General features: G+C 65.0%; 15 protein-coding genes and 1 pseudogene. 9 read left to right on the top strand and 7 right to left on the bottom strand.

Translation table 11 applies throughout. The features are described 5' to 3' along the window. The first annotated feature begins 10 nt into the window (after positions 1-10). Both maiA and ACVWY1_RS14505 read left to right on the top strand, forming a co-directional pair. Positions 11-640, top strand: coding sequence for a maleylacetoacetate isomerase (maiA, locus tag ACVWY1_RS14510; RefSeq protein WP_139668664.1), 630 nt, complete (start codon positions 11-13; stop codon positions 638-640). A 51-nt stretch (positions 641-691) separates the two neighbouring features. Then, positions 692-2,041 (top strand): MFS transporter, encoded by a 1,350-nt coding sequence (locus ACVWY1_RS14505; protein WP_198755207.1) that lies wholly within the window; start codon positions 692-694, stop codon positions 2,039-2,041. On the opposite strand, the gene ACVWY1_RS14500 is transcribed toward ACVWY1_RS14505, so the two are convergent. Continuing rightward, positions 2,030-2,836, bottom strand: a complete 807-nt coding sequence (locus ACVWY1_RS14500) for a SirB1 family protein (RefSeq protein ID WP_277502936.1) — start codon at positions 2,834-2,836, stop codon at positions 2,030-2,032. The two genes, ACVWY1_RS14505 and ACVWY1_RS14500, sit on opposite strands and share 12 nt — an antisense overlap. Before the next feature lie 123 nt (positions 2,837-2,959). Here ACVWY1_RS14500 and ACVWY1_RS14495 point away from each other — a divergent pair, with 123 nt between their 5' ends. Further along, positions 2,960-3,979: a Leu/Phe/Val dehydrogenase gene (locus ACVWY1_RS14495; RefSeq protein ID WP_139668671.1), complete on the top strand. Its 1,020-nt coding sequence runs from the start codon at positions 2,960-2,962 to the stop codon at positions 3,977-3,979. Positions 3,980-4,057: 78 nt separating this feature from the next. On the opposite strand, the gene ACVWY1_RS14490 is transcribed toward ACVWY1_RS14495, so the two are convergent. Further along, positions 4,058-4,321 (bottom strand): YebG family protein, encoded by a 264-nt coding sequence (locus ACVWY1_RS14490; RefSeq protein WP_023631474.1) that lies wholly within the window; start codon positions 4,319-4,321, stop codon positions 4,058-4,060. A 220-nt stretch (positions 4,322-4,541) separates the two neighbouring features. Here ACVWY1_RS14490 and ACVWY1_RS14485 point away from each other — a divergent pair, with 220 nt between their 5' ends. Further along, entirely contained in the window at positions 4,542-5,012 is a 471-nt protein-coding gene (locus tag ACVWY1_RS14485; RefSeq protein ID WP_031315617.1) for a phosphate-starvation-inducible protein PsiE, read from the top strand. A gap of 3 nt (positions 5,013-5,015) precedes the next feature. Here ACVWY1_RS14485 and ACVWY1_RS14480 read toward each other — a convergent pair whose 3' ends face one another. Together ACVWY1_RS14480 and ACVWY1_RS14475 are read right to left on the bottom strand one after the other, a co-directional pair. Beyond that, positions 5,016-5,315, bottom strand: a complete 300-nt coding sequence (locus tag ACVWY1_RS14480) for a DUF3509 domain-containing protein (RefSeq protein WP_110700611.1) — start codon at positions 5,313-5,315, stop codon at positions 5,016-5,018. A gap of 129 nt (positions 5,316-5,444) precedes the next feature. Next, a complete protein-coding gene (locus ACVWY1_RS14475) occupies positions 5,445-5,792 on the bottom strand; it encodes an HPF/RaiA family ribosome-associated protein (protein ID WP_023630676.1) in 348 nt (115 codons plus the stop codon). Between the two features lie 251 nt (positions 5,793-6,043). Here ACVWY1_RS14475 and ACVWY1_RS14470 point away from each other — a divergent pair, with 251 nt between their 5' ends. Further along, the gene (locus tag ACVWY1_RS14470; protein ID WP_139668673.1) at positions 6,044-7,147 is read left to right on the top strand and encodes an NADH:flavin oxidoreductase; all 1,104 of its coding nucleotides are present in this window, start codon (positions 6,044-6,046) and stop codon (positions 7,145-7,147) included. Here the strand turns inward: ACVWY1_RS14470 and ACVWY1_RS14465 are convergent. Further along, entirely contained in the window at positions 7,116-8,327 is a 1,212-nt protein-coding gene (locus ACVWY1_RS14465; protein ID WP_277502937.1) for a glycosyltransferase family 4 protein, read from the bottom strand. The genes ACVWY1_RS14470 and ACVWY1_RS14465 overlap by 32 nt on opposite strands. Positions 8,328-8,383: 56 nt before the next feature. Between ACVWY1_RS14465 and ACVWY1_RS14460 the strand changes: the two are divergent. Together ACVWY1_RS14460 and ACVWY1_RS14455 are read left to right on the top strand one after the other, a co-directional pair. Beyond that, a pseudogene (locus tag ACVWY1_RS14460) lies at positions 8,384-9,229 on the top strand (PAS domain-containing protein); the annotation flags it as partial. 162 nt (positions 9,230-9,391) lie between these two features. After that, a complete protein-coding gene (locus ACVWY1_RS14455) occupies positions 9,392-9,823 on the top strand; it encodes a methyl-accepting chemotaxis protein (protein WP_371918132.1) in 432 nt (143 codons plus the stop codon). 113 nt (positions 9,824-9,936) lie between these two features. On the opposite strand, the gene cysZ is transcribed toward ACVWY1_RS14455, so the two are convergent. Beyond that, complete coding sequence (gene cysZ / locus ACVWY1_RS14450; protein ID WP_111531689.1) at positions 9,937-10,665, bottom strand: sulfate transporter CysZ; 729 nt, start codon at positions 10,663-10,665, stop codon at positions 9,937-9,939. 327 nt (positions 10,666-10,992) lie between these two features. Here cysZ and trxB point away from each other — a divergent pair, with 327 nt between their 5' ends. Continuing rightward, on the top strand, positions 10,993-11,955 hold the full coding sequence (gene trxB, locus ACVWY1_RS14445) for a thioredoxin-disulfide reductase (protein ID WP_028689829.1): 963 nt from the start codon (positions 10,993-10,995) through the stop codon (positions 11,953-11,955). 74 nt (positions 11,956-12,029) lie between these two features. Here trxB and nadC read toward each other — a convergent pair whose 3' ends face one another. Next, the gene (gene nadC, locus ACVWY1_RS14440; protein ID WP_277502938.1) at positions 12,030-12,878 is read right to left on the bottom strand and encodes a carboxylating nicotinate-nucleotide diphosphorylase; all 849 of its coding nucleotides are present in this window, start codon (positions 12,876-12,878) and stop codon (positions 12,030-12,032) included. A gap of 245 nt (positions 12,879-13,123) precedes the next feature. Between nadC and ACVWY1_RS14435 the strand changes: the two genes are divergently transcribed. Further along, on the top strand, positions 13,124-15,274 hold the full coding sequence (locus ACVWY1_RS14435; protein WP_457378431.1) for a DUF1631 domain-containing protein: 2,151 nt from the start codon (positions 13,124-13,126) through the stop codon (positions 15,272-15,274). Positions 15,275-15,299 lie beyond the last annotated feature (25 nt).

The following is a 15,299-nucleotide window of genomic DNA, read 5'->3' as shown; positions in this document are numbered from 1 at the left end:
GGGCAGGGCGATGGAACTGTTCACCTACTACCGCTCCACCTCGTCGTATCGGGTGCGCATCGCCCTGGCGCTCAAGGGCCTGGCCTACCAGGCCCTGCCGGTGAACCTGCTCAAGGGCGAGCAGCGCGGCGCGGACTACCTGGCGCTCAATCCGCAGGGGCGGGTGCCGGCCCTGCGTACTGACGATGGCGAGTTGCTGGTGCAGTCGCCGGCGATCATCGAATACCTCGAAGAGGCGCACCCGCAGCCGGCGCTACTGCCGACCGCAGCCGAGGCCCGGGCCAAGGTGCGTGGCGTGGCGGCGATTATCGGCTGTGATGTCCACCCGCTGCACAACGTCAGCGTGCTCAACCAGCTGCGTCAGTTGGGGCACGACGAGGCACAGGTCAACCAGTGGATCGGCCACTGGATCGGCCAGGGGCTGGCGGCGATCGAGCAGTTGATCGGCGACGATGGCTTCTGCTTCGGTGCGACGCCGGGCCTGGCCGATGTCTACCTGATCCCGCAGTTGTACGCGGCCGAGCGCTTCAACATCGACCTCAGTGGCTACCCGCGTATTTGCCGGGTGGCGGCCCTCGCCGAACAGCACCCGGCCTTCCACAAGGCTCACCCTTCGAGGCAGCCCGACACGCCCAACTGACCCACCCAGCCCGCACCTGCACTCATAACAACAAAAGACAGGTACCTTGCGATGCACAACCAGATAGCCAGCTTTCGCGCGGCGCTCGACGCGCGCCCGGTGTCACCCTACCAGTGGCGCTTGCTGCTGCTGTTGATCCTGCTGTTGGTCACCGATGGTTATGACGCCCAGGTGCTGGGCTATGTGATCCCCGCGCTGGCCCAGGACTGGGGCCTGGAAAAGGCAGCTTTCGGGCCGGTGTTCAGCGCCAACCTGCTGGGGCTGACGGTCGGTTCGCTGGCGGTGACGCCACTGGCCGACCGCTTCGGCGTGCGGCGGGTGCTGCTGTGCTGCGTGCTGCTGTACGCCAGCCTGACGCTGCTGATGGTGTTCGCCACTTCCCTCGACAGCCTGATGCTGGCGCGCTTTCTCTGCGGTATCGGCATGGGCGGCGCGATGCCCAGCGCCATGGCGCTGATGGCCGATTATGCACCACCGCGGCTGCGTACCCTGATGGTGACTCTGGCAGCTTGCGGCTTCTCCCTGGGGGGCGCGGCGGGTGGCTTCGTAGCTGCAGGTTTCATCGATCACCATGGTTGGCAGGCGGTGTTTCTTGCCGGTGGCGTGGCGCCGCTGCTGTTGTTCCCGTTCCTGGCGCTGTTCCTGCCTGAATCGCTGCCGCGCCTGCTGCGCGACGCCCCTCCCTATGCGCGGTTGCAACGGGTGACCGCCCGCCTGCTGCCGGGCTGGCAGGTGCCGGCGGCCCAGGTCGCGGCCGATGCGTCGGCCGACAGCAAGCTCACCGTGGTGGCGTTGTTTCGCGAGGGGTTCGCCCGGCCCACGCTGCTGCTGTGGAGCACCTTCTTTGTCAGCCTGATCCTGTTGTACTTCATGATCAGCTGGCTGCCGTCGCTGCTGCAGGAAAGCGGGCTGGCGCTGAACCAGGCCAACCTGGTGACTTCGCTGTTCCTGTTTGCCGGCACCTTCGGGGCGGTGTGCCTGGCCTGGTGCGCCGACCGCATGGCCAACAAGGCTCACCTGCTGGCCGGCGTGCTGCTGGGCGCGGCGCTGTTCAGCGTGCTGGTTGGCCTTAACCATGACGATCCGCGCTGGCTGGTGCCCAGTGTGTTCGCCGCCGGGTTCTGCATCATTGGCGGGCAGTTGACGCTCAATGCCTTCGTCAGCAACTTCTACCCGGCCCAGGTGCGCGCCACCGGCACCGGCTGGGCCCTGGGTGTCGGGCGCTTCGGCTCGATCCTCGGACCGTTGCTCGGCAGTCTGCTGCTGACGTTGCACATGCCAGTGGAGCAGATCTTCTTCTTCTGCGCCGTGCCAGCGCTGCTCGGCGCGCTGCTCATCAGCCGGGTACGCGCACCGCAGCCGCGCGAGGCGACGGTCAAGGGCGAGGCATTAATGGATTGAACGTTTGCCGTTGGGCAACTGGCCGAGGCGTTCCGTGAGTTTCAGGCGCTGCACCGGGTCGTCGGTCAGCAGCAGGGCGTGCTCCAGGTCGAAGCGCTCTGCCTGGGGACAGTCCAGGTGCTGGTACAGCGTGGCCCGGGCCAGGTAGTCGCCGACCTGCACCGGGCCCAGTTGCATGACCCGCTCGGCATCGATCAGCGCCGCGAGGTCGTTGTCGTTGCTTATATGCAATTGGCGAAGGTTGCGCGACAGGCGCTGGAGCATCTGCCGCGGCGATGCGCTGAGCAGGTGCTCGGCGGACAGTGGCACCTGTGGGCCGAACTGGCGGGCGAGCAGTTCGCGGCAGTCGTTGGGATACAGGCGGCGGCCACCACAAGGGTCGAGCAGGTGGTCGGCACCGGGTACCCGCAGCAGGAAGTGCCCGGGAAAGTTCACGCCTTCCAGGGGGATCGACAGCCGCCGTGCCAGCTCCAGGGCAAGGATTGCCAGCAGCAGAGGTTGGCCACGCCGACGTTGCAGCACTTTGTCCATCAAGGCCACGTGCGGGCGCAACGGGTGGTACTCGTCCTGCTGAAAGCCCAGTGCGTTGAGCTGGCGCAGCAAGGGCTGGGCCAGTTCGTTGACCGGCAGCATCGGCAGGCTGGTGCTGACTTCGCGTTGCAGCTCATGCAGCCTGGCCAGGCTGGCCGAGAGCTCGACAGTGCGGTCATGCTCCGCAGCAATCCACAGCGCGGCTTCCAGCAGGGCGACCGGCTCGCGTTCCAGGCAGGCCAGGCAGGCTTGGCGTGGGTTCATCGGACTTCTCCATCACGCTTAACTTGTAGCCCTGGCGAGGCTTTTCGTCCAGTGGTCCGCCCGCACGGTGTGCTGCCTTGACCTGTTTATACTGGTAGCAGCACCTCGCTGGGGAGCCCGTCGATGTTCGCGCTCATGCAAAGCACTCGCACGCAGTCACTGCACTTGTTCATCGACCCGCCTACGGGGCTGAAGGCCGTGGTGGCGATTCACAGCGAACAACTGGGTCCGGCCATGGGCGGTTGTCGCTACCTGCCCTATGCCGACGACGAAAGCGCCATGACCGATGCCATCCGCCTGGCCCAGGGCATGAGTTACAAGGCGGCCCTGGCCGGGTTGCCGATGGGCGGCGGCAAGGCGGTGATCGTGCGTAACCCGCATGTGGAGAACCGTGCAGCGCTGTTCGAGGCGTTCGGGCGCTTCGTCGACACCCTTCAGGGCCGCTTCATCACGGCGGTGGACAGTGGCACCTCGACCCTCGACATGGACTGCATCGCCCAGGCCACTCCCTACGTCACCAGCACCACCGCCTCGGGCGACCCATCGCCACATGCGGCGATGGGCGTGTTCGCCGGCATCCGCGCCACCTCCATGGCCAGGTTGGGCAGTGACAACCTGGAGGGATTGCGAGTGGCGGTGCAAGGGTTGGGCAACGTTGGCTATGCGCTGGCCGAGCAACTGCATGCGGCCGGCGCCGAGCTGCTGGTCAGCGACCTCGATGCCGGCAAGGTGCGCCTGGCGGTGGAGCAGCTCAATGCCCACCCGGTGGCCCATGAAGCCTTGATCAGCACGCCGTGCGACATCTTTGCGCCGTGTGGCGTTGGGCCGGTGCTGAACGGGCAGAGCGTGATGCAACTGCGCTGCGCGGCGGTGGCGGGGTCGGCGAACAACCAGCTGACCACCTTGCAGGTGGCCGACCAGCTGGAGAACCGGGGAATCCTGTATGCGCCGGACTATGTGATCAATGCCGGTGGGCTGATCTATGTGGCCCTGACCCATCGGGGCGAGGGGCTGGGGACCATTACCGCGCACCTGGCGCGGATACCTTCGCGGCTGACCGAAGTGTTCGCCCATGCCCAGGCGGAGAAACGTTCGCCGGCACGGGTGGCGCAGATGCTGGCGGAAAGATTGTTGTACGGCTGAAAGCCATTTCGCGGGGCAAGCCCGCTCCCACGAGATTTTCCATGGATGCGAGCCTTGCGGGCTTGCCCCGCGATGGCGTCATTCCACCGCGCCGCCTTCGAGCAGCTCCGCCAGCGCATCGGGCTGGCTCTTGAACGCTCGGGCGAACACATCGCGGTTCTTCGCCATGTAGATGCCGGCTTCCTCTACCTGCTGCTCGCTCATCGAAGGCACGGCCTTGTGCAGTACCTCGGCCAGGCGTTCGGCCAGCTCGAGCATCTTGTCGTGACGGTCTGCTTCGGCCTTATCCATGAACAAGCGCTCCGGGTCGCGGCTGCTGCGGTACACCACTTCGACGGCCATTCATCACCTCTGTGCCTTTTTGCTGATTGGATTGCGCATTACTGTGTTTTTATACAGTACATCGTCAGGCCATCACCCTGCAACCGCAATGATGGCCAGGCAAACTGACAATCAGCGTAGCCCACAGGTGTCTTGCGGCAATCGACCGCCTTCCAAGACAGGGGCCATGGCCCTTTAACTGCATGGCAACCAAGACCTTCAGTATCAGGAATCGAACATCGTGAACATCAAATGGGCAGAAAAGCTGCGCAAGGGCCTGCACGGCTCCGCCGACTCGCTGGGCAACCTGTGTGTGGAGGCCTTCCATTACCTGGCGCTGTTCGGTATCGGCGCGATCACCGCCTATGCGGCGGTAGTGACCTTCCTGGACATGCTGGGCAAGGGTGGGGTGAGCGTGGATGACATCCTGCTGCTGTTCATCTACCTGGAGTTGGGGGCGATGGTGGGGATCTACTTCAAGACCAACCACATGCCGATCCGCTTCCTGCTCTACGTGGCAATCACCGCGCTGACCCGCCTGCTGATCGGCGATGTCTCGCACCACAAGGCGCCGGATGTCGGCTTGCTGTACGTGTGCGGCGGTATCCTGCTGCTGGCCTTCGCCATCCTGGTGGTGCGCTATGCGTCGTACCGCTACCCGTCGACCAAGGCGCTGGATGCCAGCGGCAAGGAAGTGGACGAGGGCAAATAACCCTCAGTTTGCCAGGCCGACGACAGGGACGCGGCGCTCGCCCTGCGCCGGGCGGGTCAGGGCTGCGAGCACTTCCAGCGGGTTTTGCCCCAGCTCGATGGCCAGGCCCAGGCGAATGCTGTCGATGACTCGTTGCAGACGCACCGGGTCGTTGCGCTGGGCCTGGCTGATCAGGCGCTTGGCGACCACGCCGCTGTCGTCGGAGAGGGTCAGCATGATGCTGCCGTCCAGGCGTTCGATGCTCAGGTTGACCCGGTACTCTGGGGCGAAGGCGGCGCTGATCTGATCGAAGGGATTGTTCATGGTCGGGTTCTGCAGTGAATGATTGCAGAAGTTGACCGGGCTCGACCGAGGTTGGTTCAGGCCCGCTGATCGGTGAACAACGAAAACGCCCGGCGCAAGGCCGGGCATTCTTGTCTGAACCATTGTCGGTCAGGCGTCTGGATCACTCAGTTCCAGGGCGCCGCGCTTGCTGCGCAACTTGCCGTAGAAATGCTCCAGGGCGTGGTTCAGCTTGCTGGCCGCGCCATCGACGGCGTGCTCCAGCGAAGTGGCGGTGTGGGTCACGGAAATCGGCTGGTGACCTTTAGGGCGAGCCTCCATCTGGCAGCGTTTGTCGTGGGGACCGGGCTTGGCGCCGTTTTCGTCACGCAGGTGGACTTCTATGCGGGTGAGGTCGTCCTCGTAACGTTCGAGGCTGCTTTGCAGGGTACTGCGGACCCATTGGTCGAGACGGATGTTGCCTTCGATATGGTTGCTGCTGTTGACCTGGATTTGCATGATTCAATCCTTATTCAGCTTGCTCGCGAGAGGCGCGCCTAGGCCACTGAGGGCGTTGGTTTTCCTGCGCCTCTTGACTCTAAAGTCAGGCAACTGTCGGATGAATTCAAGCCCTTTCTGAAAATAAATTTCCTGTTGCAATTCGCTCTGCTCACAACGATGACGGCCGATCACTGCAATCAATAATGCTGGGCCATCCGCCAGGCGGCCCCTAAGCTCAGGCGCATTTCCTCACCCGTCGGGAGCGCCGCATGTCCAGCAACCCTCTGTTCCAGCCTTTCACCCTAGGCTCCCTTGACCTGCCGACCCGCGTGGTCATGGCGCCGATGACCCGTACCCTCTGCCCCGGGGGCGTGCCCCATGACGGTGTGGTCGATTACTACCGCCGTCGTGCCGCAGCCGGGGTCGGGCTGATCATCACCGAAGGCACTACGGTCGGGCACAAGGCCGCCAATGGCTACCCCAACGTGCCGCGCTTCCACGGTGAAGATGCCCTGGCCGGTTGGAAACGTGTAGTCGACGCGGTCCATGCCGAAGGCGGGCGCATCGTGCCGCAACTGTGGCACGTGGGCAGTGTGCGCCGCCTGGGCACCGAGCCGGATGCCGAGGTGCCGGGCTATGGCCCGAGCGGCAAGGAGAAGGATGGTCAGGTACTGGTCCAGGAGATGAGCCACGACGACATTCGCGAGGTGATCGCCGCCTTCGCCCAGGCCGCGCGCGATGCCCAGGCCATCGGCATGGACGGTGTGGAAATCCACGGCGCCCACGGCTACCTGATCGACCAGTTCTTCTGGGAGGCCAGCAACCGTCGCGACGACGAATACGGCGGTGACCTGGCCGGACGCTCGCGTTTCGCCATCGAACTGATCCAGGCCGTGCGCCAGGCCGTGGGCGCGGATTTCCCGATCATCCTGCGCTTCTCGCAATGGAAGCAGCAGGACTACAACGCACGCCTGGTGCAGACCCCCGAGGCCCTGGCAGCGTTCCTCAAGCCCTTGTCCGACGCGGGCGTGGATATCTTCCACTGCTCTACCCGGCGCTTCTGGGAGCCAGAATTCGAGGGCAGCGAGCTGAACCTGGCCGGCTGGACCCGCCAGCTCACCGGCAAGCCGACCATCACCGTGGGCAGTGTCGGCCTGGATGGCGAGTTCCTGCAGTTCATGGTCGCTACCGACAAGGTGGCCAGGCCGGCCAGCCTCGAAGGCTTGCTGCAACGCTTGCAGGACCAGGAGTTCGACCTGGTGGCCGTGGGCCGCGCCTTGCTGGTGGATGCCGAATGGGCGCGCAAGGTTCGCGAGGGGCGTGAGGGAGACGTGCTGCCGTTCAGCCGTGAGGCGCTGACGACCCTGGCTTGATCACCAGGGGCGGCGTCTGTTCGCGGATGCTCTGCAACTCGCGGCAGGCTCCGTACAGGTAACCCTCGAACTGTTCGATGATCGCCGGCCAGCCCTGGCGGCTGGCGTGCTGGCGAGCGTTGAGGCGCACCCGGCGCAGGGTTTCGCTTTCCTCCAGCAACCAGCAAGCGGCGTCGATGAATGCCGCCTGGTCACCCGGCATGGCCAACGCACCGCTATGGCCGTGGCGGATGTGCTGGGCGGCGGCGGCTTCATCGTAGGCGACCACGGCAAGGCCCGAGGCAAGCGCCTCGAGCACCACGTTGCCAAAGGTCTCGGTCAGGCTCGGGAACAGGAATAAATCGCCGCTGGCATAGTGCTCGGCCAGTACCTCGCCGCGCTGCGCACCGCAGAACACCGCATCGGGCAACTGCTGTTCGAGCTGGCCGCGCAGTGGGCCATCGCCGACGATCACCAGGCGCAGCCGCCGGTGCGGGTAGGCCTTGCGCAGGGCTTCCATGCAAGGGCGCAGCAAGGCCAGGTTTTTCTCTGCGGCCAGGCGTCCGACGTGCAGCACGGCCAGGTCATCCGCGCCCAGCCCCCACTGCCCGCGCAGGGCCTGGCTGCGCCGTGCCGGGTTGAACAGGCCGGAGTCGACACCGCGGGCCATCAGGCCGAGGCGTTCGAAGCCGCGGCGTTCCAGCTCCAGGCGCTGGCTGATGCTGGGCACCAGGGTGATGGCGGTACGCCGATGGAACCAGCGCAGGTAGTGGGTGAGCAGTCGCGACAGCAGCCCCAGGCCATACTGCCCCGAATACTGCGCAAAGTTGGTGTGAAAGCCACTGACTACTGCCACGCCCAGGCGCCGGGCGGCGCGCAGGGCGCTCAGGCCCAAGGGGCCTTCGGTGGCGATGTACAGCACGTCCGGACGCTGCCGACGCCAACGACGCCATAGCTTGTGCATCGACACTTCGCCCCACTGCAGGCCGGGGTAACCGGGCAGTGGCCAGCCACGGCACAGCAGCAGTTCGTCATCGTTGCCCGTTGCGCTGTCGGCGGCTTGTCGCGGGCGGATCAGTTCGACCTGATGCCCGCGCTGGCGCAGACCCTCGCTGAGGCGGCCAAGGGTGTTGGCCACGCCATTGATCTCGGGTGGGAAGGTTTCGCTGACCAGGGTGATGCGCAAGGACGGTGTGTTCATGACAAAAAGTGTCCGCCGCCCCCGTTGCGGCCATATGACGCCTTTGTGACGTGCGGATGACGCCTGATTTCCGGCAGTTTCATCCGTATGAATATTTCCTTGCAACGCACTCAAGAACTCACGGGACGCAGCCGATGCAGATGCATTCGACTACGGGAATACGCTCCGGGAGAGCGGCCATGTTCAACAGCAAACTGAAGAAAGAAATCCAGCAACTGCGCGAAGAACTGATGTCCATCGAGCAGGTCAAGAACAGCCTCGACAGCGAGATGCTGGTGCTCCAGCTCGATCCCCAGGGGCGCATCGAGTCGGTCAACGGCAACTTCGAGGCCGAAATGGGCTACCGCGCCGAGCAGCTCATCGGGCGCAATATCGAGGAGATCGTCCCGGCCCATGTGAAGAAGCTCGATTTCTACCAGCGCATGAAACACGCCATCACCCGGGGCGAGCATCTCAACGGCGCCTTCCGCCTGCTGCGTGGCAACGGTGAAGAGGCCTGGCTGCGCTCGATCCTGCAACCGGTCAAGGACAGCGACGGGCGCCTCAAGTACTTCTCCCTGCATTCCAGCGACCTGACCCGCACCATCGAGACGTCCCGTGAGCATGAGAGCCTGATCAAGGCCCTGATGCGCTCCACCGCGGTGATCGAGTTCAACCTCGAAGGCCAGGTGCTGACCGCCAACGACCGCTTCCTGCAGACCATGGGCTACACCCTCGAACAGATCCGCGGCAAGTCGCACCGCATGTTCTGCGAGCCGGAAGAAGCCAATTCGCCGGGCTACCAGGAGTTCTGGAACAGGCTGCGCCGCGGCGAATTCGTTGCCGAGCGCTTCAAGCGCGTCGATGCCCATGGCCGTGTGGTGTGGCTGGAAGCCTCGTACAACCCGATCATCGACGCCCACGACGTGCTCTACAAGGTGGTCAAGTTCGCCACCGTGATCACCGACCAAGTCAACCAGGAACTGGCCGTGGCCCAGGCCGCCGACATCGCCTACACCACCTCGCTGGAAACCGACGACAGCGCGCGCAAGGCCACCGACGTGGTAACCCAGACTGTCGAGGTGATGCGTGGGCTGGAGGGCTCGATGCAGGAAGCCGCCGAGGGCATCCAGGCACTGGACAAGCAGTCGAAGGTGATCGGCGCGATCATCAAGACCATCAGCGACATCGCCGGGCAGACCAACCTGCTGGCGCTCAACGCCGCCATCGAAGCCGCCCGGGCCGGCGAACAGGGCCGTGGTTTCGCCGTGGTCGCCGACGAAGTGCGCCAACTGGCCTCGCGCACCAGTAGCGCCACCGAGGAAATCGCCAAGGTGGTGCAGCAGAATGAACAGCTGGCCCAGGCTGCGGTGGACATCATCGACACCAGCAAGCGCCAGGCCGAGCAGGGCCTGGCACTGGCCGCCGATACCGGCGGGGTGATCGTCGAGATCCAGGAAGGAGCGAAGAAGGTGGTGGATGCAGTGGGGCAGTTTTCCAGCCAGTTAAGCCACTGATCCGTTCAGCGTCTTGCTTAGCTGCCGCGGCGAGACGGCTGCTACAGAGGGTTGCGCTGTGCCTGTGGGAGCCGGCTTGCCGGCGAAAGGGGCGCAACGCGCCCCCGGCCCTTTCAAGTGCGCTCCCGCACCCAGAACAACGTGGCCCCGGCCACCGCCGCCGGCATCATCAGCACGTTGACTCCCGGAATCATCAGCGCCAGGTAGGTGATCCCGCCAAAGCCCATCGATTGCCAGCGCTTGGCGCGCAGCCAGGCGAGCATGTCCTGCCAGCTCATCTTGTTGTTGTCCGCCGGGTAGTCGATGTACTGGATGGCCATCATCCAGATACCGAACACCAGCCACAGCGGCGCGGCGATCACGTTCACCACCGGGATGAACGACAGGATGAACAGGCCGATGGCCCGCGGCAGGAAGTAGCCAAGCTTGCGCATCTCGCGGCTCAGGGTACGTGGCACCATGGCCATCAGCTCGCTCCAGCTGAAGGGCGGGAAGTTGTCCTGGCCGCGCACCACCACTTCGACCTTTTCCGCCAGGAAACCGTTGAACGGCGCGGCGATGACGTTGGCCAGCAGGGTGAAGGTGAAGAACACCATCAACAGCACCAGGGCGACGAACAGCGGCCACAGGATGTAGGTGAGAAAGCCCAGCCAGTCGGGCAGGGTGGGCATCAGCGCATCGACCCACAGGCTGAACTGGTGGCCGGCAAAGTAGATCAGGCCGCCGAACAGCAGCAGGTTGACCGCCAGGGGCAGCAGCACGAACAGGCGCAGGCTGGGGCTCAGGACCAGTTTCAGGCCTTCGCGCAGGTACTGCGGGCCGGACAGGACGGGGGCTTGCATCGGAGTGCTCCGCTTGAGGAAAACGCGCTGACCTTACCGAGTTTGGCGCGCCGACGAAAGGCGCCGCGCCTCCGGGAAACGGCGTGTAACAAAGCACAGGCACAATGCCTGGCGTTTTCCTCTGCGGATAGAGACTGTCTATAAGGTGGATTGTCGAAGGATATTTCCTTAATCTCTGCGGCCTCGCTACAGTGCGCTCAACTTTTTTGGTTTTGGACCAACGCGTTGTAGCCTTCCCCAAGTGCTGCGTGGGTCCCTTTTAATTCCAGCTGGCGCAACCGGCGCACAGACGCCGGCCCCGTGCGGCCCGCTCGACAGGAGTTCGACATGTCCGAAGTACGTCATTCGCGCGTCATCATTCTCGGTTCCGGCCCTGCCGGTTACAGCGCCGCGGTGTATGCCGCCCGCGCCAACCTCAAGCCGCTGCTGATCACCGGCATGCAGGCGGGCGGCCAGCTGACCACCACCACCGAAGTCGACAACTGGCCGGGCGACCCCCACGGCCTGACCGGCCCGGCCCTGATGCAGCGCATGCAGGAGCACGCCGAGCGTTTCGAGACCGAGATCGTCTTCGACCACATCAACGCCGTCGACCTGGCCAACAAGCCGTTCACCCTGCGCGGTGACAGCGGCACCTACACTTGCGACGCGCTGATCGTCGCCACCGGTGCCAGCGCTCGCTACCTGGGCCTGCCGTCGGAAGAAACCTTCATGGGCAAGGGCGTGTCGGCCTGCGCCACTTGCGACGGCTTCTTCTACCGCAACAAGCCGGTGGCGGTCGTCGGCGGCGGCAACACCGCCGTGGAAGAGGCGCTGTACCTGGCCAACATCGCCAGCAAGGTGACTTTGGTACACCGTCGCGACACCTTCCGCGCCGAGAAGATCCTGATCGACAAGCTGCACGCCCGTGTCGCCGAAGGCAAGATCGAACTCAAGCTCAACGCCACCCTGGACGAAGTGCTGGGTGACAACATGGGCGTGACCGGTGCGCGCCTGAAGAACAACGACGGCAGCTTCGACGAAATCAAGGTCGACGGTGTGTTCATCGCCATCGGCCACACCCCGAACACCTCGCTGTTCGAAGGCCAGCTGACCCTGAAGGACGGTTATCTTGTGGTCCACGGCGGCCGTGAAGGCAACGCCACCGCCACCAACGTCGAGGGCGTGTTCGCCGCCGGCGACGTGGCCGACCACGTCTACCGCCAGGCCATCACCTCCGCCGGCGCTGGCTGCATGGCGGCCCTGGACGTCGAGCGTTACCTGGACGGCCTGGCCAACGCCGCGCACTGATCCAGCCCCTGCGGGCTTGCCTCGCAATGAAAAAACCGGCCATCTGGCCGGTTTTTTTGTACCTGCGATTCAGCTCACAGGCTCAGTCGCATCGACAGGTCAACCGCCTTCACATCCTTGGTCATCGCACCGATCGAGATGTAGTCGACACCGGTCTCGGCGATCACTCGCAGGGTGGTCTCGTTGACCCCGCCGCTGGCCTCGAGCTTGGCCTTGCCAGCGGTGATACGTACCGCTTCGCGCATTTCATCCAGGCTCAGTTCGTCGAGCATCACGATATCGGCGCCCGCCGCCAGCGCCTGGCGCAGCTCGTCCAGGCTTTCCACCTCGATCTCCACCGGCTTGCCCGGGGCGATACGGTGCGCCGCTACCACGGCCTCGGCCACGCCACCACTGGCGGCGATATGGTTTTCCTTGATCAGGAACGCGTCGTACAGGCCGATGCGGTGGTTGTGGCAGCCGCCGCAGGTAACCGCGTACTTCTGCGCCAGGCGCAGGCCCGGCAGGGTCTTGCGGGTATCGAGCAGGCGCACCTGGGTGCCCTCGACCAGGTCGGCCAGGAAGCGCGCGCGGGTTGCAACGCCCGAGAGCAGTTGCAGGAAGTTCAGCGCCGAGCGTTCACCACTGAGCAGCGAGCGTGCCGGGCCTTCGAGGTGGAACAGCGCCTGGTTGGCGGTGGCGCGCTCACCATCGGCCACCTGCCAGTGCACCGCCACCCGCGGGTCGAGCTGGCGGAACACCGCATCGACCCAGGCGGTGCCCGCGATCACGCAGTCCTCGCGGGTGATGATGGTCGCCTTGGCCAGGCGCTCGGCCGGGATCAACTGGGCGGTGATATCGCCGCCGCCGATGTCCTCGAGCAGCGCGCGGCGCACGTTGGCTTCGATTTCGGCGGTCAGGTCGGCGAGGCGTAGGTTCGGCATGGTCGGCTCCACAAGCTAGGTGCCGGCGATTATAGGGCAGGGGGGCGGCGTGTACAGCTGCCGTGCCGATGACCTTTGGTCAGGCGGTTTGAGCAATTCTGCAAATGCATTGTCCGTTGAGGCGTGCGAAAGGCGTGCTGGCAGCTGCCAGAATTTTCACCGATAATGGCGCCTTGTAATTGGCGTCATAGCTTTGACGATTTATCTTCCAGTCGAACAACGCAACATCCAGCAAGGAGTCCGGGATGCATGATGAAGGCAAGGTGGTGCCCTTGGCGGCGGCCATCGACCGGGGTGCGCGCGCGCCCTCGCCATGCCTTCCGGTCCTGCTCCTGCAGGTGCGCGACAAAGCCGCGCTGCAATTGCGCCAGGGCTTGCAGGCGCTGTTCGACAATGCTGACGACACCCTTTTCGAAATGGCCGACAAGGCCAGTGGCCGACTCGACCAGAACCTGTACTTCGAAGCCATGCGCGACCTGCGCCTGAAGCGCAAGAGCATCGAGCGCGGGTTCCTCGACACCTTCTACGACGCCTTTGCCCGTATCGGCCAGGGCGGTGGGCTCGAGGCCCTGGTCAGGTCACAGACCCAGGACAGGTCGGCGCTGGAGCGAACCGTGGCCGTGCAGGCCATGGTCGATCGGGTGCTGTCGCGTGACGGGTTTCTGCTCGATCAACTTAACCTGCGCTTCACCACGTTGCTGGAAGTGCCGCTGGAGACCGCGCACAACCCACTCGGGCCAGGCAACCTCTGCGGTTACTTCCTGGATGCCGGGCGCAACCTGGGGGTCGGCGCCAACGTCAAGATGGTGCTGCTCAAGCTGTACGAGCGTTATGTGCTGCGCGACCTCGACCTGCTCTACGGCGAGGCCAGCCAGTTGCTCGCCAGTGCCGGCGTGCTGCCGGACCTGCTGCCCGCGCCACGGCGCCGTGCCGAGGACCGGCGCGGCATTGCCAGGCGCGTGCCGGCCAGCGTCATGCCGGGCGGCCTGCCCGACTCCGCCGGCCAGGCGTTCTTCGCCTCGGTGCAGGCGCTGCTGGCGCCGGTGCGCGGGCGGGTCACGCCGCGTTTGCAGGCGGCCGGTGCGGCCCAGCCGACCAGTACCGGCGACCTGCTGCGCCTGCTCACCCACTTGCAGCACTATGTGCCGGCCCCTGGCGAGCCGGATGACTTCAACCTCGGCCAGCAGCTGGAGCAACTGCTGTTGCGGGTCAGCGTGCGCAGCGGCACGCGGCGGCGCATTGCCACCGACGACGAAGACACGATCAACCTGGTCGACCTGCTGTTCACCTTCATCCAGGGTGACCACAACCTGCCGGCCAGCCTGCGCGCGTTGATCGTCCGCCTGCATATTCCAGTGCTCAAGGTGGCATTGATCGACAAGGGCATGTTCAGCCGTGGCAGCCACCCGGCGCGCCGCCTGCTCAACGAAATCGCCGCCGCGGCCATTGGCTGGGAGACCGAGGCCGAGGGGCTGCGCGACAGCCTGCACCTGCGCGTCGAACGGATCGTGCAGCGCCTGCTCAATGACTTTTCCGACGATTGCGCCCTGTTCGACGAGCTGCTCGATGAGTTTCTCGCTTTCAGCCAGGATGAACGTCGGCGCAACGAACTGCTCGAGCAGCGCACCCGTGACGCCGAGGAGGGCCGTGCCCGTACGCTGCTGGCCCGCCAGCGTGTGCAGCAGGAGCTCAACGACCGCCTGCATGGCCGGGTGCTGCCGCAGGTGGTGGTGCAGATGCTGGTGCAATCCTGGAGCCAGGTGCTGTTGCTGGCCTGGCTGAAGCAGGGTGAGGCTTCGCCAGCCTGGGCCGAGGCCCTGGCGACGGTCGACGACCTGCTGGTCAGCATTGCCCCGTACCGTGAGCCGCAGCGCCTGCTGGAGCAGGTGCCGGGCTTGCTCAAGGCGCTGCGCGACGGTCTGGCGGGGGTGGCGCTGGACTCCGCCGCCACCCGTGATTTCTTCCTGCAACTGGAGAAGCTGCACCAGCGCGCCTGTGGCGGCACGCCGGAGGCGGATGCCGCGCTGGACGAGGTCTGGGTGGAGGACGATATCGTGCTGGTCGTCAGCGATGAGTCCGAGTTGGACGCTGGCCTGCCGCTCGACGAGCATGACCCTGCCGTTCATCAGGTACAGCGGTTGCAGGTCGGCACCTGGGTCGAGGTGATGGACGACGACGAGCCGCTGCGCTGTAAGCTGGTGGCGCGTATCGACAGCAATGACCGGTTGGTCTTCAGCAACCGCACCGGCATGAAGGTGCGCGAATGGAACCGCATGGGCCTGGCCATGGCCCTGCGTCGTGGCGAGGTACGCCTGCTGGACGATGGCCTGCTGTTCGAGCGGGCGCTGGAGGCGGTGCTGGAGCAATTGCGTGGGCAGCTGGCACGGCAAAGCTGAAGCCTCCTGCACAATCATTTACATG

The sequence above is a fragment of the Pseudomonas sp. TE6288 genome (assembly GCF_054062095.1).
This window is presented reverse-complemented; position numbering and strand designations above follow the sequence as displayed.